Origin of the sequence: Janthinobacterium sp. ROICE36 (genome assembly GCF_002869965.1) — a bacterium.
Taxonomy (GTDB): Bacteria; Pseudomonadota; Gammaproteobacteria; order Burkholderiales; family Burkholderiaceae_D; genus Janthinobacterium.
Window position 1 is genome coordinate 29559 of sequence record NZ_PEBS01000034.1, and the last position, 19451, is coordinate 49009.

Sequence of the window (19451 nt, forward strand, 5' to 3'; positions counted from 1 at the left end):
CCGGCTCAGCTGCTGCAGCGCAGCGCGCCTAGGCATTATTCGCCTGGACGCCCACCCAGCCGCGCTTGATGGTGGTCATCAAGGTCGTCACTTCATCGATCAGCGACGGGTCCAGCTTGATGCCGGCCGTGTACAGACGCGCCACGCAGTAATCGTACAGGCGCGCCAGGCTGACCACCACTTCGCCGCCATTGTCGAAATCGAGCGAGCTCGACAAACCGTTGATGATCTGCGTGCACTTGTCCAGGCTGATCGCCTTCTGTTCGTAGCGCTTGCCCACGATATGCCCGCGCGCGCGCGCCAGTTCTTCCAGCAAGCCGTCCGTCAGCACCAGTACCAGCTCGACCGGTGTGGCGCGGGCGGTCTGGGAATCCAGGTTGACGGCATGGTAGTTGCCGTAAGCTTCATTGTTCAACATTATTATCTTCTCGCTATGTTAACGTGGGGCGGCGCGGCTGGCACGCTCGCCTTAGGATTTGCTGTTATTAAACATGGCATCGAACATGTCAGAATTCCTGGTCATTTGCTCTTGCAGTACCTGCAGGCGGGAATACTGGTCCAGGAAACGGCTGTAAGCCGTGTTGTACTGATTGGTCAGACGCTCGCTGCTCTTGGTCAGGCTTTTCTGCAGCTTGTCCGTCGCTGCCTGGCGCTGGGTGATCTGGCCCTTGGTGACATTGCTCCACTGGCCCAGAACCTTGTCGAGGCCGCCGAGCACGCCGGCAGGCGCGGACAGGCTGTTATTGCCGAACAGTTTGTCCAGGCCGGCAGGATTGTCGGCCAGCTTGGCCGTCAGCTTGGCCGTATTCAGGCTGATCGAGCCGTCGCGCTGGGCGGTAATGCCATACGCCACCAGCGATACGCCATCGACCGTCAGGCGCAAGGCGTCGCCCATGCTCGAGCGCAGGGCGTTCAGGCCGGAGTCGTGGGCAAAGATGCCGGCAGCGATATTTTTCTCCGGGTTGCCGGGATTCGCCAAGCCATCCATCACGCTTTTCAGCTTGTTGTAGGCGTCGACGAAGGCTTGCACATTGGCAATGGTACCGGCACTGTCGGTCCCGACGGTCACGGTAATCGGGCTTTCGCCTGACGTCATGGCCTTGGTGAACGTCATTTTCACGTCGGGCACGTTGGTGAAGGTATTCGACGCCTGGGTAATTTTTGTGCCGGAGCCTTGAGCGCCCAGCCAGACGACAGCATCCTTGGGTGCCACGAGGGATTTCTTGTCGCTCTGCAGCGCTGTCTGCAGCGCCGGATCCGTCACACTGCCGGTGTCGATCGAGACGGCATTGGCGATGCCGGTGAGATTCGAGGTCAGCACCAGTTGCGCCTGGTTGCCGATATTGATGACGGACGCAGTGACGCGCGCATTATTCTTGCTGTTGCCATTGATGGCGGCAGCGATTTCCTGCGGCGACAGGTAGGCGTCGCCATCCTTGTTGGCGGCGGCCAGGTCGATGTCGAAGGCGTTGTCGGCGGTGACAGCGGCCAGCGGGTCGCCGATGCGGATGGTCATGGAACCGCCGTTGGCGGGCATGGTGCTGCTCAAGCCGCCATACGAAGTCTGGCTGGCAGTGGCCAGTTCTTCGACAAAGAATGCGTAGCTGCCCGGCGCCGCCTTGATGCCGGCCGTGGCTGTGCCATACGCGGTATTGCTGAAGGTCGCAGACTGGCTCAGCACGGATTTGCTGGACGTCATGGTCGTCATCGCCAGCTGGAATGCCGAGATGGCCGATTTCAGGTTGCCCAGCGCGCTGGACGTGTTGTTGGCAAGCGCAGTCTGAGCCGCCAGAGCTGCCTTTTGCGCCGCCACCGATTTGGTAGCCAGGTTCTCTGCTGTGACGAGCGGATCGTATCGTGGTGCGGTAATTGCGTTTGCCATGCCAGACTCCTGAATAAAGGGATATACCGGTACAAGGCGACCCCCATTCCCGTTTCGTGAAGTTTTCCTGAAAGAAACTTACACAAACCTCATTTTACCTGCCCGCGGAACCAGAACTGCGTCGCCAGCTCGTCTTGCCGCTTGGTATCGACACGTTGTTGCTCATTTGCAACATGCTTTTGTTTTTGCGTCAGCACCTGGCCCAGTACCTCGCGTTTGGCCCAGGCCGTATTCAGGGCGCGCTGCGAGACGGCCATGTTGGCCTCGTGCAGGTGCAGATCGGTACGGTGCTGGTCGGCCATCTGCATGACCGCTTGTTTGAAGTTGCCGCAGTTGACGGACAGGGCCAAGGGCAGGGCGCCGCTGGGGCCGCTGTCCGTGTACAGGCCCGTCAGGCGCGCCAGGTTTTTCTGGTAGCGCTCGCGCACGGCCGTCTGCGCCGCCATTTCACCTTGCAGGCGTTCCACTTCGGTGCTGCGCAGGCCGACCAGGGTGGTCAGGTTGCGGATGGTATGCGCGTCGCTCACGTTTGCTCCTAGGCCATGATCTGTTCAAGTTGGGCGATGCACGGCCCCATCGGCGCCTCTTCCTTGGTGCCCTGGCACAGGAAGGCTTCGATGGGCGTGTGCAATTGCACGGCGCGGTCGGTGATCGGGTCGGCGCCGGGCACGTAGGCACCCAGCGGGATCAGGTCGCGCACGCGCGCATGGCGCGCCATCGACGCTTTCAGCGCGCGCGCCGCCTGCATGTGCTCGAGCGTGATCACCTGCGCCATGCAGCGGCTGATCGAGGCGGCGATGTCGATGGCGGGGTAGTGGCCCCGCTCGGCCAGTTCGCGCGTGAGCACGATGTGGCCGTCGAGAATCGCGCGCGCCGTGTCGACCACCGGGTCTTGCTGGTCGTCGCCTTCGGCCAGCACCGTGTAGATGGCGCTCATGCTGCCGTCAGGGTGGGCGCCATTGCCGGCGCTCTCCACCAGTTGCGGCAGGTTCGAAAACACGGACGGCGGATAGCCGCGCGTGGCCGGCGGCTCGCCCAGCGCCAGCGCCACTTCGCGCAAGGCCATCGCATAGCGCGTCAGTGAATCGACCAGCAGTAGCACGTGCTTGCCCTGGTCGCGGTAATGCGCGGCAATCGAGTGGCACAGTTCGGTGGCCATGATGCGCATCAAGGGCGACTCGTCGGCTGGCGCGATCACCAGCACAGCCTTTTTCAAGCCTTCGGCGCCCAGCGACTTTTCGACGAATTCGCGCACTTCGCGGCCGCGTTCGCCGATCAGGCCGACGACGACGACATCGGCCACCGTCTGGCGCGTGATCAGGCCCAGCAGTACGCTTTTCCCCACGCCGGAGCCGGCCATCAGGCCCACGCGCTGGCCCTTGCCCAGGGTCAGCATGCTGTTAATCGCCCGCACGCCCACGTCCAGCGGCTCGATCACGGGTTGTTTCTTCAGGGGATTGATTTTCGGCGGCGTGACTTCCAGGATGTGTTCGCCACCGAGGCGGCCCAGGTCATCGATCGGCTCGCCCAGGCCATTCACCATGCGGCCCAGCCACGAGGGGCCGATCTGCAGGCTGGCCTTGTCGGGCAGGGGCAGCACGCGCGCGCCCGTGGTCAGGCCCGTGGCTTTCTTGAACGGCATCAGGTAAGACAGTTTTTCGCGAAAACCCACGACTTGCGCATCGAGCCATTCGCCGCTCACAGTTTCAATTTGACAACGCTGGCCCGTGTGCAGGCGGCAGCCGGCGCTTTCCAGCAGCAAGCCGGAGGCGCCGACCAGGCGGCCGGTGGGTGTCGCGACCGGGATATCGCCGATCTCGAAGCTGCGCAGCGTGTCGGCGATCATGCAGGCGCGCCCTGGTCTGCGTGTTCGGCGGCCAACGCCAGATGGCTGCTGACCTGGTCCATGCAGGCCGACAGGCGCTGATGGCAACCCGCGTCGACTTCATTGTCGCCCGCCTTGATGCGGCATTCGCCCGCGTCGAGGCGCGCGTCCGCGATCAGGTTCCAGCGCTTGGCGCGCTTCGGATCGAGTTCGCTGATGCGTTTGAGTTCTTCCGGATTGAGGAAGACGTCGATTTCTTCGCGCGTGGGCGGCATCGAGGCCAGGGTTTCGTCGACCAGGGCCAGCAATTGCACCGGTTGCAGCGCCAGTTCAGCGCGGATCACCTGGCGCGCCACCTTGGCCACCAGGTCGACCACTTCCTTGCGCTGCGCTTCGCGGTAATCGGCGCGCACTTTTTTCAGGTCGCGCAAGATGGCGTCGACGGGGCGCGCCAGGCGGTCCAGCGCCACCAGGGTTTCATTGCGGCCTTCTTCGCGGCCCTGCGCCATGCCATCGTCGCGTCCGGTGTCGTAGCCGTCCTGCTGGCCTTGCACCAGGCCCACTTCGTAGCCGTCGCGCTGGCCCTGCTCGAAACCTTCCGAGACGGACGCCTGCCACTGGCCATCCGTATCCTCGTTGGAGGCGCGCTGGCCGGCGGCGATGAATTGCGACAGGGGCGGGAAACGATACGAGCGGAAGTGTTTCATTCGATCACCGCTTCAGCAAACAGTTGCACTTCGATCTCGCCCGCATCGGCGAGGCCCTTGACGGTGGCCATGATTTCCTGGCGCGTCTGTTCGATACGCGAGAGTGGCACGGGGCCGGAACGGCGCATCATGTCTTCGAAGCTTTGTGCCTGGCGGCGCGGCATGGTTTTCAGCACGGCGTCGCGGATAGCCGGTTCCGCGCCCTTCAGGGCGATGGCCCACTGTTCCATCGGCACGTCTTCCAGGATGCGCGTGAGTGTGACATCGCTCTGCGTGGACAGGATCAGGAAGTCATACATGCTCAGTTCGATTTCCGAGACCACGTCCGGGTCGTGCGCGCGCAGCAGTTCGACCAGCGCGGCGCGGTTGCCCGGCATGCGGTTGAGAATCTCGGCGGCCTGGCGGATGCCTTCCACGCTGGTGCTTTGCGTGTCGAGCGTGCCCAGGCAGCGGCCCACCAGTTCGTCGAGCTCGACCAGCAGGTCGCGGTCGATCTCGTCCAGGCGCGCCAGATTCAGCAAGACCAGGTCGCGGCCTTCGACGGGCAGGGCATCGAGGATCTGCCCAGCCAGCGCGGGCGGCAAAAAGGCCAGGAAGACGGCTTGCATCTGCACGTGCTCGTTGACGATGTATTCGGCCAGCCATTTCGGCGAGGCCCACTGCAGGCGCGCCATTTTCGGGCGGATGGCGTCGCCGTAAATGTTGTTCAGCACGCTATTTGCGATATCGCTGCCCAGCGCCATGTCCAGTGAGCGCTTCAGGTAGCTGCGCGATGCGCCATGCACGCCGCTTTGCTGGCGGTAGTCGTCAAAGAAGGTCTGCATCGCCGTTTTCACGGATTCGACCTTGATGCCGCTCATGCGCGACATCACTTGCGTAACTTCCAGCAATTCTTCGCGCGACAGGCAGCGCAGCACATTGGCTGCCTGCTCTTCGCCTATGCTCAGCAGCACGATGGCGGCCTGTTCCACGGGATTCAGGCTGACGCTTTCGTACTCAGCGCCGTCGGAGGGATTATTGTTGTTGAGTTCGGCCATTTTTCTGCATCCATTGTTTGACGACTTCGGCGACACGCTCGGGTTCTTTTTCAGCCAGCACTTTCAGGTGGTCGACCATCACGTCGACCGCCGAGCCTGGTGGCGGCAATTCATAGTTTTCCAGTAGGGGCACGACCGGCATGCTGCCGGAGCGGGCCTCGCCTTCGAGCGCCAGCGGGCTGCCATTCACGCCCAGGGCTGGTGCGCCGGCGGCGGCTGCGCCATTCGCGCCGGCGGCGCCGCTGGCGCCCAGTGCCAGGGCAGGATCGAGCTGTTTCAGTGGCGGCGGCGCCAAACGCGTGGTCAGCAGGCGCAGCAGCGGACGCAGGATCAGGAAGTAGCCGAGCACCGCGCCCAGGGCGTACAGCAGCCAGCTGCTGAAATCGACGACGGTGTCGCGCTCTTCCCACCACTGCGCCACGGGCGGCTTGGCAGGGAAGGCCAGCGCCGTCAGGCTCAGGCTGTCGCCACGCTGGGCATTGATGCCCAGGCCGCTGTTGAGCATTTTTTCAATATTGCCCAGTTCGGCAGGGGTCCAGCCCGTTTTCGGATTCGGTGCAGCGGCGCTGTTGAGGACGACGGCCACGCTGAGTTTTTCCAGGCGGCCGCGGCTGCGCTTGATCTGCGTGATGCTGCGGTCATACGCGTACTGGCGCGTGGTGGCGTTCTTGCGGGCCGTGCCATCGTCGGACGGCTTCGGTGCGCCATCGGCCGGCGCGGCGCCAGCGGTGCCGGCTGGTGCCGGCACGGCGGCCGCTGGCGGACGGTTCGACAGGCTGCCGGGAATGCCGGCCACGGTGCGGTTGCGTTCCTGCTCTTCGCGCATCGCTTCGCTCGTCACTTTCGGGGCTTCGCCGTATTTTTCCAGCGTTTCGTCGACGCGGTCGTTGTTCACGGCGGCCGTCACGCTGAGCTTGAAGTTGTCTTCGCCGATGACGGGTCCCAGCAAGCCCGTGACATTGCGGCGAATTTCATCCTGGAAACGTTTCGCACCTTCATTGCCAGCGGCCGAGGCGTCGAAACCGTCCGTCAGGTCGACGTGCGCGGACAGCAGGTTGCCGCCCTGGTCGACCAGGCTCACGCGCGTAGGCGCCAGGCTGGCGACGCTGCCGGCCACCATGTTGATGACGGCGGCGATCTGTTCCGGCACCAGCGTGCGGCCCGGTTTCAGCGCCACCACCACGGAGGCGGACGATTTGTCGCCGTCGCTGGCGACAAACGAGGTCGATTTGGCAATCGACAGATGGACGCGCGCCGAAGCGATCGCGTCCATCGTCATGATGCTTTGCGCCAACTCGCCTTCCAGGCCGCGGCGGAAGCGCACGTCCTGCACGAATTGCGATACGCCCAGCGGGTCGTTCTTGTCCATCAGCTCCAGGCCGGCCGGCAGTTGCGCCGTCACACCCTTCGAAGCGAGCAGCATGCGCACCTTGCCCAGCATGGCGTCGGGCACCAGCACCTGGCCGCTGTCCGGATGCAAGCGGTAGGGGATGTGCTCGGCGTCCAGGGTGGCCATCATGTCCGTCACGGCCACTTTTTCGCGCGCGCCAAACACCGGCTTGTAGTTGGCCTGGTCGCGCCAGGCATACAAGGTCACCATGGCGGTGATGCCGATGGCCAGCACGACGATGGGGACCAGGTTTTTCAGCAGGGCGGGCGGAATGGCGGGCTGGGTGCCAGGGCGCCAGCGCGCAAATGCGGACTTCATGGTGGTAATCACTTGGGGTAACTTTCGCTGGGAGGCTGGGCGTGGATCAGGGCGTGAAGATTACAGAGGCAGTTTGATGAGCTCATCGACGGCGCCCATGACCTTGTTGCGCACTTGCATCAACATGGAAAAGGACAGGCTTGCTTCCTGGCTGGCCAGCATGGCGCCGACCATGTCGTCGCTCTTGCCGCTGTCGACGTCGCTCATTTTCTGCGCTGCCATGCGGTCGTCGCCATTCACCTTGCCGATGGCGTCTTGCATGCTTTGCGCAAAAGAAAAGCCGGATTGTTCCGGTGCGCCGAACTGCGCGGCGGGCGCGATGCTGGCGCCCAGGGCGTGCGCGTCATTGCTCAATGCTGCCAGATCGGCCTTGATCAGACCTGCGAGTTCATTGCTCATCTTGCCCTCTACTTTCAATATGCGGTGACGTATCAATCAGAATTACTGGTGTTGCCAATCCGGCAGTCGTGCATGTGAGTGCCATTCTGCCCGGCCCGATCCGCAGGGCCCATCAGTTTTATCAGTTGCCACACCATCCGCTTGAGCAGATTCAAACAAACCCGGCAGACTCGCGCCGATATGATTTACATGGCCATGACAACTAATAATTATCTGATAAAAGTTTCTTATGGTGGCAATAAACGGAACTGGAAACTGCCATAAAAACCGGAATCAGGTAAGCGGAATGGCGCACTGCAAATCACTATTTTCTCGCTACAAGCTTACCTCGGGGCAACTATAAAGTAAAGAGAGAATTGCCTCAAAGAATATTGGTACATGGCAATATTTGGCTTTTTCATGTATTGTTCAGCACCGTAGTCATCTAGCATGCGATACGATGCTGTATTTAATTTCGGGTGATCCGTATAATTTGTTCTGCCACCGCAATACCGACATGACTACTACATGACAATCATTACCAAGACAGATCAAACTGTGCGCCATCAAGTCCTCGATTCCTGTCTGCTTGGACGTCCTGTCCATTTGCTGCATGTCTTCGGCGCCCAGCTGCGCGACGACCTGGCCGTGGCCCTGCGCCAGCCGATGAGCCGTCGCTACTGGGGTAATTTCCAGATCGATGGCGTGACCTTGTCGCGCGTGGAAAACGAGGACAGCGTGAATCTCTGGCTGAGTTTTTCCACGCCGGCCGGCCAGACGGGCTTTACGCTCGAACGGCAGATACTCTTGAGCGTACTCAACTATCGCTACGGCAGTGCCGGCGCCAAGGGTGCGCTGCCAGATCCGGCGCAAGTGCGCGTGACGGCCACGGAAGAACGTCTCGCTGTGGTGCTGGGACAACAATTGGTGAACAATTTGTTCGCCCGCGTCCACAAGAATCTGCAAACCTTGGGCAAGAGTAGCGAGCTCGACACCAGTGCCGAGGTTGCCGTGCAGACTGGCGTGCACCCGGTGCGCGGCAGCTGGATCGTCAGCGTGGCGCTCAGCGACGTCGAAGCCGGGCAGAGCGGTCAGTTCTGGTTCTCGCTGGACAAGCGCCTGATGGCCGACGTGCTGCGCGGCCTGCTGCCCGAGCGCGCGCAAGCGAAGAAAGCCTTGCGTGGCAGCGTGCGCCCGCTCGCTTCGCGCCTGCAAGTGACCCTGGAAGGCAGGCTGGTCAGCAAGCAGATGCAGCTGGGCGCCTTGTTCGACCTTCGCGTTGGTGACGTGATTCCCGTCAGCCTGAGCCGCACCGACGTCATGCTCGACGACTCCCGTTTATTTACCGCGGCTGTTTCCGAACACAAGGGCAAGCTCTGTTTAACCTCATTTGAAGATGTCGAATAATATGAATATCACCGATACCAACCAGAGCGAAACCCTGCTGGAAGACCTGGGCGATGACATGATCATCGAACAGGGCGATGTGTCCGACGTGGCCAGCACCCGCGCGCGCCGCGATATTCCGCAGATGATGCGCAAGATTCCCGTCACCCTGACCCTGGAAGTGGGTTCGGCCCGCATTTCGCTGGAAGAACTGATGGCCATCGGCCCGGAAAGCGTGATCGAACTCGACATGCTGGCCGGCGAACCGCTGGTGATCAAGGTCAACGGCACGCCGATCGGCCGTGCCGAAGTGGTGGTGGCTGGCGAGAACTATGGCCTGAAAGTCATCGACCTCGACGGCCTCAATCTCGACCTGATGACAGCATGAAGCTGGCGGTACCCGGTTTGAGCCGGCGCCGCGGCGCGCTGGCTGCCGCGCTGGCTGTTCCCGTTCTGATGCTGTGCTGTAGCGCCGCCGGGGCGCAGGATTTATTGTCCGGCGTGGTGCCGGGCGCGAAGACCGACCTGTCGGTGAAGATGCAGATCCTGGTCGTCATGACCCTGCTCGGGTTGCTGCCCGTGATGGTCATGATGATGACCAGCTTTACCCGCTTCGTCATCGTACTGTCGCTGCTGCGCCAGGCACTGGGACTGCAGCAGGGCTTGCCCAACCGCATCGTCACGGGCATCGCCCTGATTCTCACCTTGCTGGTCATGCGTCCCATCGGCGACCAGGTGTGGAAGGAAGCGTTCATGCCTTACGACCGCGACCAGATCGGCATGCAGGAAGCGCTGAAGATCGCCGAAGTGCCGATTTCGCGCTTCATGCTGGCGCAGACGAGCAAGGCTGCGCTGGCGCAGATCGCGCACCTGGCTGGCGAGCCGTCGAGCATGCGTCCGCAAGACCATAGCTTCACGGTCAAGCTGGCAGCGTTTGTGTTGTCCGAACTCAAGACGGCGTTCCAGATCGGCTGCATGCTGTTCATCCCGTTCCTCATCATCGATCTGGTGGTGGCGTCCGTGCTGATGGCCATGGGCATGATGATGCTCTCGCCGCTGGTGATTTCCTTGCCGTTCAAGCTGTTGCTGTTCGTTCTGGTCGACGGCTGGACCCTGACCGTCAACACTTTAGTTACCAGCATACAGGGCTATTGATCCATGTTTACCCCTGAAGTCGCCGTCGACCTGATCATCGAAGCATTGCATGTCGTGATGCTGCTGGTGGTGATCCTGGTCGTGCCAGGTTTGCTCATGGGCCTGCTGGTCGCGCTGGTGCAGGCGGCCACTTCGATCAATGAACAGACCATGAGTTTCCTGCCGCGCCTGCTGGTCACCCTGCTCGCGTTGATACTGGCCGGGCGCTGGATGGCCGGTTATCTGATGGATTATTGCGTGTCCATTTTTCAGCGCGCCGCCACCCTGGTCGGATAGCGCCGCGCGCCCATGGATCAGATTTTCAATCAGGTGCTGCCGTTTCTGCTGGCCGTGTGGTGGCCGTTCTGCCGCATCCTGGCCATGCTCAGCGCCTCGCCCGTGATCGGCGACGCCATGGTGCCCATCCCCGTGCGGGTGCTGCTGTCGCTGGTGCTGGCGATCCTGATGCTGCCCGTGATGCAGGCGTCGGGCATCTCGCAGGACTTGTTGAAAATCGATCCGTTTTCGCTGCACGCCGTCGTCGCCACCCTGGAGCAGGCCATCATCGGCTTCATCCTGGGCCTGGCCTTCCACTTCGCCATGTCGGTCATGTCGGTGCTCGGTTACCTGGTGTCGAGCCAGGTGGGCTTTTCCATGGCAGTCATGAACGATCCGCTCAACGGCACCTCGTCGGACGTGATCACGGGCCTGCTCACCATCATGTGCATGATCGTGTTTTTCGCCATCGACGGCCACCTGGTGCTGACGGGCGTGATCGGCGCCAGTTTCACGGCCTGGCCCGTGGGGCAGGGCTACGGACCGCTGCTGCTGCAGACGGTGGCCTATAACGTGGCCTGGATTTTCGCCGCCGCCATGCTGCTGGCCTTGCCCATCGTCTTTTCCACCATGGTGGTGCAATTGGGCTTCGGCTTCCTGAACCGCGTGGCGCCGTCGCTGAACCTGTTTTCGCTGGGCTTTTCCATGATCACCATGTTCGGCCTGCTGATGCTGATACAGATCGTGCGCTTTATCCCCGAGCACTATATCGCCATGACGAATCGCGTGCTGGACATGCTCACCGAACAGATGCGGGTGGCCCATGGCGGATAACAGCACCGGCGACAAGACAGAGAAGGCGTCACAGCAAAAGCTGAAGAAGTCACGCCAGGAAGGGCAGGTGGTGCGTTCGCGCGACCTGTCGACGGCGCTGGGCATCCTGATCAGCATGAAGGTCTTCATTTATTTGCTGCCGGGCTACCTGCAAAGTTTTCGCGAACTGTTCGCCATGGCCTTCATGCCGCTCGACAGCAAGGGCGCGCTGGAAAATGCCATGTCGATGGCGTTTTCCACCTCGGTGGGCTTGCTGATCAAGATGATCGTGCCGCTGTTTTGCGTGCCCCTGTTTGTGGTGCTGGGCTCGCTGGTGCCGGGCGGCTGGGTCATCAGCACGAAGAACTGGATGCCGAAGATGGAGCGCCTGAGTCCGGCCAAGAATCTGGGGCGGCTGTTTGCGCCCAAGCATGCTTTTGAATTCGGCTTGTCCATCGCCAAGGCCGCCGTGCTGGGCATGGTGCTCGTGCATGTGAGCCGTTCCAGCCTGAGGCAGTACGTGGACTTGCAGCACCGGCCCCTGCAGCAAGCCATGCTCGATGGCTCGGCCTTGATGCTCGATGGCTTGATGGCCCTCATTTCCGTCTTCGTCCTGTTCGCCATCATCGACGTGCCGGCGCAGGCGTTTTTCTTTGCCCGCAACCAGCGCATGAGCAAGCAGGATGTCAAGGAAGAGCACAAGAGCAGCGAAGGCCGGCCCGAAGTGCGCCAGCGCATCCGCCAGTTACAGCAGCAGATCGGCCGACGCAGCGTGCGCAAGACCGTGCCCGACGCCGACGTGGTGATCGTCAATCCCGAGCATTACGCCGTTGCACTGAAGTATGACCAGGACCGCGCCGAGGCGCCGTTTGTCGTTGCCAAGGGCGTCGATGAAATGGCGCTGTATATCCGGCAAGTGGCGAAGGAGCACCATATTGAAACGCTGGAACTGCCGCCGCTGGCGCGCGCCATCTACAACACCAGTCAGGTGCAGCAGCAGATTCCCGTGCAGCTATACCAGGCCGTGTCGCAGGTGCTCAACTACATACTCCAGCTGAAAGCATTCCGTACTGGGCAGCGAGCCGCCCAGCCCCCATTTCCCACCGAGGTGGTCGTGTCATCTCATTTGAGCGAGGTAGTCCCTTCATGAATTTCCTGAACCGCGTGGTTGCCGAAATGCGCCGCCACAAGTTCGCCACGCCGCTGTTCCTGCTGGTGATCCTGGCGATGATCATCCTGCCGCTGCCGCCGGTACTGCTCGATATCTTGTTCACTTTCAATATCGTGCTGGCTCTGATCGTCATCCTGGTCAGCGTGTCGGCCAAGCGGCCGCTCGACTTCTCCGTCTTCCCGACGGTGATCCTGGCCACCACCATGCTCAGGCTGACCCTCAACGTGGCGTCCACGCGCGTAGTGTTGCTGCACGGCCATACGGGCGCGGACGCGGCCGGTAAAGTGATCGAGGCTTTCGGTAACGTGGTGATCGGTGGTAACTTCGTCGTCGGCATCGTGGTCTTCGTGATTTTGATGATTATCAACTTCGCCGTCGTCACCAAGGGTGCCGAGCGCATCTCGGAAGTGTCCGCGCGCTTTACCCTCGACGCCTTGCCGGGCAAGCAGATGGCCATCGATGCCGACCTGAACGCCGGCCTGATCAACCAGGAAAAAGCCCAGATCCGCCGCAAGGACGTGGCTGCTGAAGCCGATTTCTATGGCGCCATGGACGGTGCGTCGAAGTTCGTGCGCGGCGATGCCGTTGCCAGTATTTTGATTTTAATCATCAATATGGTCGGTGGCGTGGCCATCGGCTCGCTGATGCACGACTTGTCGTTCGGCGATTCTTTCCGTCAATACGCGCTGCTGACCATCGGCGATGGTTTGGTGGCGCAGATTCCGGCCCTGCTGCTGTCGGCCGCGGCCGCCATCCTGGTGACCCGTATCAGCGATTCGGGCGATTTCGAGCAGCAAGTGGCAGGCCAGGTGCTGACCTCGCCAACGGTGATCTTCAGCGCGTCCGGCATGATGGTGGCGCTGGCCTTGATCCCGGGCATGCCGTGGTTCATGTTCATGACCTTTGCGGGCGTACTGGCTTTTGTCGCCTGGCGCCTGACCAAGCGCGTGAAGGGGCCCGATGCGGCCGGCATGGCGGCCATCGAGGCGGCACTGCGCGATGACAAGCCTGCCGAGATGGAGTGGCAGCAATTGCCTGCCGTGCAGCCATTGATGGTGATGCTCGGCTATAAATTGGTCGGCATGGTGGATAAAACGCAAGGTGAACCGTTGAACAAGCGCGTCAAGGGCGTGCGCCAGAGTTTGTCCGAAGCCATGGGTTTGCTGCTGCCGAACATCGGCGTGCGCGACGACCTGGCCCTGAAACCGTCGCAGTACGCCATCGTGCTGTCGGGCACCGTGGTGGCGCAGGCGGAAGTGCAGGCCGACCGGCTGATGGCGATTCCGTCGCCGAACGTGTACGGCCAGCTCGACGGCATTCCCGGCATCGAACCTGCCTACGGCATGCCCGTCACGTGGATAGAACCGAGTGAAAAGGCGCATGCGCTGGGCCTGGGTTACCAGGTCATCGAGGCGCCCAGCGTGATCGCCACGCACTTGTCGAAGATGGTGCGCGAATACTTGCCGGAACTATTCCGCCACGAAGATGTCTCGAACATGATGGAGCGCCTGACGGCCCTGTCGCCCAAGCTGGCCGGCGCGCTGGACAAGGCGCTGACGCACACGCAGCTGCTGCGCGTGTTCCGCGTCTTGCTGGCGGAAAATGTGTCTTTGAAAGATATCGTGCCCATCGCCACCACCTTGCTCGACAGTTCGGAAACCACCAAGGACCCGATCCTGCTGGCGGCCGAAGTTCGCTGCGCGCTGCGGCGCCAGATCGTCAGCGGCCTGTTCGGCCAGAAGATGGAAATGCAGGCGTTTAACCTGGGTGGCGAGCTGGAAAACATGCTGCTCGGTTCGCTGAACCAGGCGCGCCAGTCGGGCAAGGTGACCCTGGATAATTACCCGATCGACCCGCATCTGTTGTCGCAGCTACAACTGAACATGCCGGTGGCGCGCGAGCAGATGAAACAGCAAGCCACGCCGCCGCTGCTGCTGGTGCTGCCGCAGATTCGTCCTTTGCTGGCCCGCTATGCGCGCCTGTTCGCGCCTGGCCTGCATGTGCTGTCGTACAACGAAATCCCTGAAAACCGCGAAGTGAGCATCATCGGTACGGTAGGGTAAAAATGAAAAACGGCGCTGCGGGCGCCGTTTTTTTTTGCTGCATCAATCCTGCTCGTCGATCGGCGGCAGCAGGTCGTGCTCCTGGCCGTCGGCCAGCAACAGCACGCTGCGGCCTTGCGCCGCTTCTTCCTCGTCGCCATAATCATAACCGAGCGGCGCCGCCACTTCCTTCGAGGCGATGATGGTTTTCTCTTCGGCTACGGCCGGGGGAGCTCCGGGCGCGTCGGGATTGGCCGCCGCTTCCGCTTCCGGCTGCGTCAGCAGCAGCGCCACTTCGGCCATGGCGCGGAACAGGGGCAGCGATAGCGAGGCGGCGCCCGCTTGCATCGGGTAATTGCCGTGCACGCGCTGCGCGTGCAACTGGCGATTCAGGCGGCAGCGCAGCACGCGCAAGCCTGCGCGCCGCACGGCGCCGGCAATCTCGGGCAGGGCCAGGCGCAAGTGGCGCAAGGCGGCTTCCTCGTCGGCCGCCAGTTCCAGCAGCACGCCGTCGCCTGCCGGTTCCATCTGGATCACCACCCGGCCGATGCCGGCAATCAGCAGTTCGACGCGCAGCGCCACCTTGCCGCGCCGCCTCGGTGTTGCCTCTTCGTCTTCGTCGCTGGCCAGCACGCGCAGCAGCAGGCGCTGGCCGCCCCAGCCATATACGGCAAAGCGCCACGCTTCGCTGTCGACCGTCAAGGGCGGACGGGCACCTTCGCGCAGCAGGGCAGCTTGCTGCTCGGCCATGAACAGATTGCCCGGCACGTGCTGGCCGCGTGCCTGTTCCTGCAGGGCCGCGTATTGCTCGCCATACGTCTTTACCATCACGCGCCAAGAGGCGGCCAGCTGCGCCGCATCGGGCGGTTGCCAGACCAGCTGGCGCGTGAAGAACAGTTGATTGACCTGCATGGCGCTGCTGTCGCGCGGCATGGCACCGCCCGTGCCATCGGCATTGGGCTTGATGAGGGACGCCAGGCTGTCCTGGCCCTGTTGCAGTTGTGCCGGCAGGGTGCCCGCATCGGGTGCAGGCGCCATGTAGGGCCCGATGGGCACCAGCGGCTGCACCACGCCGGGCACCATCGGCGTCGCGGGGCTGACGTCGAAACGCTGGGTAATCAAGGGTACCGGATTGCCCGATGAAATGCGGTCTATCGCCATGCCATTGCTTTCTGGTGATACATATGAATAAATTCCGCCATCTTGACCGAATCGAAATTATTGCAACAAGGAAAGAATCAGCTTGCTCATGCTCTGGCTTTGCTTGAGCATGGCCGTACTGGCTTGCAGCAGCATTTGCGCCGACGTCATGTTGGCGCTTTCCGCCGCGTAGTCGACATCCATGAGGCGGCCGATGGCGGTTTTGGTGTGGGTGATCATGTTGGACAGGTTATTGTAGACATGTCCGAGCCGGTTTGCCGTGGCGCCCAGCGCCGAGCGCACGCTGCCGACCTTGTCGATGGCCGCTGCCAGCAAGTCGATCATGCCGTTGGCGCTGCTGTTGCTGGTAAATTCGCTGCCCGGCGTGGCGCCTGGCGCGAAATTGGCCGAGATCGCCTGCAGCGCCGCGTCCAGGTTGCCCATGTCGCCCGCCACGTTGAATTGCATGGTCTCGCTGCCGCTGGCGCCGATCTGGAACGTCATGGCTTGCGACAAGGTGCCCTTGCCGGCGCTGCCGTTACCCAGCAATAAAGTGCCGCCATAGCGGGTGTTCGTCATCACGTTGTACAGCTCGGCGCCGAGCGCATCGTACTCGCCCTGCATGGCGTCGCGGTCTTTCTGGTTCGACGACGCGTCCGCTGCCTGGGTGGCCAGGTCCTTCATGCGCACCAGCATGGCGCTGACTTCGCCAAACGCGCCTTCGGCCGTTTGCAACAGCGAAGTGCTGTTTTGCGTGTTGCGCATGGCCACTGCCATGCCGCTGGTCTGGGCGCTCAGCCTGGTGGCGATCTGCAGGCCGGCCGCGTCGTCCATGGCCGAGTTGATGCGAAAGCCCGTGGAGAGGCGCGTCATCGAAGTCGACAGCATTTGCTGCGCCCAGCCCATGGCCCGCTGGGCAGACAGTGCGGCAGTATTGGTATGAATGCTCAGCACGCGGCGGCTCCGGTAGGCAATTGTGTGGTGTTCTACCTTGTACAGGCGACTATGCCGGCAACATCGTTAAACGTGATGGCAATTTAGTTAAATTTGCTGGGTATGCATGCTGGCGCAGACGAAAAAAAAGCCAGACCGGAGTCTGGCTTCGAGTGACTGGCCGCAAGCGGCCGGGTCAATATTATTGCAGCAGGGACATGACCATCGAGGACATGCTGTTGCTTTGTTTCAGCATCGCGGTGCCAGCTTGCAGCAGCATTTGCGACGACGTCATGTTCGAGCTTTCGGTAGCGAAGTCGGTGTCCATGATGCGGCCGGTAGCAGCTTTGGTGTTGGTGGCGATGTTCGACAAGTTGGTGTTGACGTGGTCCAGACGGTTGGCCGTCGCGCCCAGTGCGGAACGCACGGTGCTGACGCTGTCGATGGCGGTCGCCAGCAGGCCGATATTGGCGTTGGCGTTGGACGTCAGTTCCGTTGCGCCTGCCGCAGCGGCGCTCGAGAAGTTCGCGCTCAGGACGCTCAGGGCCGTGTTCAGCGTGGAGAGGTTGGCCGACACGTCAAAGCTCATTTTTTCGGTCGAGCTGGCGCCGATCTGGAAGGTCATCGACGTCGACAGCGTGCCGTCAGCTGCCGCGCTACCCTTGCCCAGCAGCTTGGTGCCGCCGAACGTGGTGTTGGTCATGACGTTGTACAGTTCCTGGCCCAGCGCGTTGTACTCGGCTTGCATGGCGGTCTTGTCGTTGGCGGTCGACGAGGCATCGGCTGCCTGGGTTGCCAAGTCTTTCATGCGCACCAGCATGTTCGTCACTTCAGCGAACGCGCCTTCGGCCGTTTGCAGCATCGAGGTGCTGTTTTGCGTATTGTTCATGGCAACGGACATGCCGCTGGTCTGTGCTTTCAGGCGGGTGGCGATTTGCAGGCCTGCAGCGTCGTCCATGGCCGAATTGATGCGGAAGCCGGTGGAGAGGCGCGTCATCGAAGTCGACAGTTTGGCTTGGGTGTTCGTGATCGAGTTTTGTGCCGACAGGGAGGCAGCGTTGGTGTGAAGGCTCAGCATGGTGTCATTCCTAATTGGGTGGTTGCGGTGAGGAGCGACTTTTAGCTGCTCCTATCAGTACAAGACGACCGTTCCGCCACCTTAATTAAATGCTTTAAGGAAATTTTTGAAAATAAATGGTATTTGTTGCTCGCCGGCCCATCTTGCGGCATGTTTGTATGGGTGCGTACGAAAAAAAGCCAGACCGGAGTCTGGCTTCGAGTGACTGGCCGCAAGCGGCCGGGTCAATATTATTGCAGCAGGGACATGACCATCGAGGACATGCTGTTGCTTTGTTTCAGCATCGCGGTGCCAGCTTGCAGCAGCATTTGCGACGACGTCATGTTTGAGCTTTCGGTAGCGAAGTCGGTGTCCATGATGCGGCCGGTAGCAGCTTTGGTGTTGGTGGCGATGTTCGACAAGTTGGTGTTGACGTGGTCCAGACGGTTGGCCGTCGCGCCCAGTGCCGAACGCACGGTGCTGACGCTGTCGATGGCGGTCGCCAGCAGGCCGATGGTGGCATTGGCGGAAGCGGTCAGTTCCGAGGAAGTCGTCGTGGCTGCTGACGAGAAGTTCGTGCTCAAGCCACCGAGGGCGGTATTCAACGAGGCCAGGTTGGTCGAGACATCGAAACTCATTTTTTCGGTCGAGCTGGCGCCGATCTGGAAGGTCATCGACGTCGACAACGTGCCGTCAGCTGCGGCGCTACCCTTGCCCAGCAGCTTGGTGCCGCCAAACGTGGTGTTGGTCATGACGTTGTACAGTTCCTGGCCCAGTGCGTTGTACTCGGCTTGCATGGCGGTCTTGTCGTTGCCGGTCGACGAGGCATCGGCTGCCTGGGTTGCCAAGTCTTTCATGCGCACCAGCATGTTCGTCACTTCAGCGAAAGCGCCTTCGGCGGTTTGCAGCATCGAGGTGCTGTTTTGCGTGTTGTTCATGGCAACGGACATGCCGCTGGTTTGTGCTTTCAGGCGGGTGGCGATTTGCAGGCCGGCAGCGTCGTCCATGGCCGAATTGATGCGGAAGCCGGTGGAGAGGCGCGTCATCGAAGTCGACAGTTTGGCTTGGGTGTTCGTGATCGAGTTTTGTGCCGACAGGGAGGCAGCGTTGGTGTGAAGGCTCAGCATGGTGTCATTCCTAATTGGGTGGTTGCGGTGAGGAGCGAATTTTAGCTGCTCCTATCAGTACAAGACGACCGTTCCGTGCACTTCATTAAATGCCGCATGGAAATTTTTTCATGGACGGCCTTGCGTCAACGTGAAAGTATCTTTTTTGGCATGTTTCTGGTTTAGGGCTAGCCTGTGCCGGACTGTGACTTCGGGTTATTTTTTCGCGCAGGCCAGTTTCTCTAAAAGCAATGTTTCTGCTACGAGTAAGCCTCGCGCGCGGTTTTTCAGGCGCTTTGCCGGCGTGCCGGTATAAAGGCCCCAGCTTTCCAGGGATTTGGTCACCAGGCTAAGAGCGCCCACGGCCGTGCCTTCGCCTATCGTCACATCCGGCAGAACGACGCTGCCCGAGCCGATGATGACGTGGCGGCCCAAATGCACGGGACCGCTTTTACAATTGGTAAATTCTTCCGGTACGGTGGGATTGGTCAAGCTGGCCCCGCTGTAGTCATCCGTCTTGCTATACAGGCGCACGCCTTGCGACAGACCCGAGAAGTCCTCCAGCGTGATGCCCGCCGCACCCGAGAGAAAGCCGTAGCCACCGATATGTACATGGCTGCCAATGCGGATGTGGCCGCCGTCAGCAGCGACCAGGGTGCTGTAGCCGTCAATGCGGACATTGTTGCCGAGCGAGATATTTTCTATGCCGACAATCACGCAGTTCTTGGCAACGCGGACGTTGTTGCCGACGGCGCGGAAGCCCGCACGCCGCAAGTCGTCTTCCGTGTAATAGCCTGGATTAAACAAGTCACTCATGGTCACTCCTTGCAGGTAATCGGGATGGCAGTGCTGGCCT

Annotated in this window: 20 protein-coding genes; 7 read left to right on the forward strand and 13 right to left on the reverse strand. The window is 61.5% G+C overall.

The annotated features are described in order from the left end of the window. Window positions 1–28 precede the first annotated feature (28 nt). The 8 genes from fliS to CSZ94_RS15145 all read right to left on the reverse strand — a co-directional run bounded on the left by fliS (window position 29) and on the right by CSZ94_RS15145 (window position 7558). The gene (gene fliS, locus CSZ94_RS15110) at window positions 29–418 is read right to left on the reverse strand and encodes a flagellar export chaperone FliS (RefSeq protein WP_102122255.1); all 390 of its coding nucleotides are present in this window, start codon (window positions 416–418) and stop codon (window positions 29–31) included. A gap of 51 nt (window positions 419–469) precedes the next feature. Then, a complete protein-coding gene (gene fliD, locus CSZ94_RS15115; RefSeq protein WP_102122256.1) occupies window positions 470–1882 on the reverse strand; it encodes a flagellar filament capping protein FliD in 1413 nt (470 codons plus the stop codon). An 89-nt stretch (window positions 1883–1971) separates the two neighbouring features. Then, on the reverse strand, window positions 1972–2409 hold the full coding sequence (locus CSZ94_RS15120) for a flagellar export protein FliJ (RefSeq protein WP_102122257.1): 438 nt from the start codon (window positions 2407–2409) through the stop codon (window positions 1972–1974). A gap of 8 nt (window positions 2410–2417) precedes the next feature. Beyond that, the gene (gene fliI, locus CSZ94_RS15125) at window positions 2418–3728 is read right to left on the reverse strand and encodes a flagellar protein export ATPase FliI (RefSeq protein ID WP_102122258.1); all 1311 of its coding nucleotides are present in this window, start codon (window positions 3726–3728) and stop codon (window positions 2418–2420) included. Further along, window positions 3725–4414, reverse strand: coding sequence for a flagellar assembly protein FliH (fliH, locus tag CSZ94_RS15130; RefSeq protein ID WP_102122259.1), 690 nt, complete (start codon window positions 4412–4414; stop codon window positions 3725–3727). Before fliH ends, fliI begins: the two co-directional genes overlap by 4 nt. Continuing rightward, complete coding sequence (locus CSZ94_RS15135; protein WP_102122260.1) at window positions 4411–5451, reverse strand: flagellar motor switch protein FliG; 1041 nt, start codon at window positions 5449–5451, stop codon at window positions 4411–4413. The genes fliH and CSZ94_RS15135 overlap by 4 nt, the downstream gene beginning before the upstream one ends. Continuing rightward, on the reverse strand, window positions 5429–7159 hold the full coding sequence (gene fliF / locus CSZ94_RS15140) for a flagellar basal-body MS-ring/collar protein FliF (RefSeq protein WP_102122261.1): 1731 nt from the start codon (window positions 7157–7159) through the stop codon (window positions 5429–5431). Before fliF ends, CSZ94_RS15135 begins: the two co-directional genes overlap by 23 nt. A gap of 60 nt (window positions 7160–7219) precedes the next feature. Beyond that, the gene (locus tag CSZ94_RS15145; protein ID WP_102122262.1) at window positions 7220–7558 is read right to left on the reverse strand and encodes a flagellar hook-basal body complex protein FliE; all 339 of its coding nucleotides are present in this window, start codon (window positions 7556–7558) and stop codon (window positions 7220–7222) included. 507 nt (window positions 7559–8065) lie between these two features. On the opposite strand from CSZ94_RS15145, the gene CSZ94_RS15150 reads away from it, so the two are divergent. Genes CSZ94_RS15150 through CSZ94_RS15180 form a run of 7 tightly spaced genes read left to right on the forward strand, consistent with a single transcriptional unit; the run spans window position 8066 to window position 14380 of the window. Next, a complete protein-coding gene (locus CSZ94_RS15150; RefSeq protein ID WP_180977490.1) occupies window positions 8066–8944 on the forward strand; it encodes a FliM/FliN family flagellar motor switch protein in 879 nt (292 codons plus the stop codon). 1 nt (window position 8945) lies between these two features. Further along, complete coding sequence (locus CSZ94_RS15155) at window positions 8946–9311, forward strand: FliM/FliN family flagellar motor switch protein (protein WP_102122264.1); 366 nt, start codon at window positions 8946–8948, stop codon at window positions 9309–9311. Further along, a complete protein-coding gene (gene fliP, locus CSZ94_RS15160) occupies window positions 9308–10078 on the forward strand; it encodes a flagellar type III secretion system pore protein FliP (protein ID WP_102122265.1) in 771 nt (256 codons plus the stop codon). Before CSZ94_RS15155 ends, fliP begins: the two co-directional genes overlap by 4 nt. Before the next feature lie 3 nt (window positions 10079–10081). Further along, window positions 10082–10354: a flagellar biosynthetic protein FliQ gene (locus CSZ94_RS15165; RefSeq protein ID WP_034757874.1), complete on the forward strand. Its 273-nt coding sequence runs from the start codon at window positions 10082–10084 to the stop codon at window positions 10352–10354. Window positions 10355–10366: 12 nt separating this feature from the next. Further along, window positions 10367–11167, forward strand: a complete 801-nt coding sequence (locus CSZ94_RS15170) for a flagellar biosynthetic protein FliR (RefSeq protein WP_102122266.1) — start codon at window positions 10367–10369, stop codon at window positions 11165–11167. Next, window positions 11157–12296 carry an EscU/YscU/HrcU family type III secretion system export apparatus switch protein gene (locus CSZ94_RS15175; protein WP_102122267.1) on the forward strand — a complete coding sequence of 380 codons (1140 nt, stop codon included), beginning with the start codon at window positions 11157–11159 and terminating at the stop codon, window positions 12294–12296. Before CSZ94_RS15170 ends, CSZ94_RS15175 begins: the two co-directional genes overlap by 11 nt. Then, entirely contained in the window at window positions 12293–14380 is a 2088-nt protein-coding gene (locus tag CSZ94_RS15180; protein ID WP_102122268.1) for a flagellar biosynthesis protein FlhA, read from the forward strand. Before CSZ94_RS15175 ends, CSZ94_RS15180 begins: the two co-directional genes overlap by 4 nt. Before the next feature lie 42 nt (window positions 14381–14422). Here CSZ94_RS15180 and CSZ94_RS15185 read toward each other — a convergent pair whose 3' ends face one another. The 5 genes from CSZ94_RS15185 to CSZ94_RS15205 form a co-directional block, all read right to left on the reverse strand. Beyond that, window positions 14423–15520 carry a hypothetical protein gene (locus tag CSZ94_RS15185; RefSeq protein ID WP_180977491.1) on the reverse strand — a complete coding sequence of 366 codons (1098 nt, stop codon included), beginning with the start codon at window positions 15518–15520 and terminating at the stop codon, window positions 14423–14425. 57 nt (window positions 15521–15577) lie between these two features. Beyond that, window positions 15578–16453, reverse strand: a complete 876-nt coding sequence (locus CSZ94_RS15190) for a flagellin N-terminal helical domain-containing protein (protein ID WP_102122269.1) — start codon at window positions 16451–16453, stop codon at window positions 15578–15580. A 181-nt stretch (window positions 16454–16634) separates the two neighbouring features. Next, a complete protein-coding gene (locus CSZ94_RS15195; RefSeq protein WP_102122270.1) occupies window positions 16635–17510 on the reverse strand; it encodes a flagellin N-terminal helical domain-containing protein in 876 nt (291 codons plus the stop codon). A gap of 230 nt (window positions 17511–17740) precedes the next feature. Continuing rightward, entirely contained in the window at window positions 17741–18616 is an 876-nt protein-coding gene (locus tag CSZ94_RS15200; protein WP_102122271.1) for a flagellin N-terminal helical domain-containing protein, read from the reverse strand. 195 nt (window positions 18617–18811) lie between these two features. Further along, window positions 18812–19411: an acyltransferase gene (locus CSZ94_RS15205; RefSeq protein ID WP_102122272.1), complete on the reverse strand. Its 600-nt coding sequence runs from the start codon at window positions 19409–19411 to the stop codon at window positions 18812–18814. Window positions 19412–19451 lie beyond the last annotated feature (40 nt).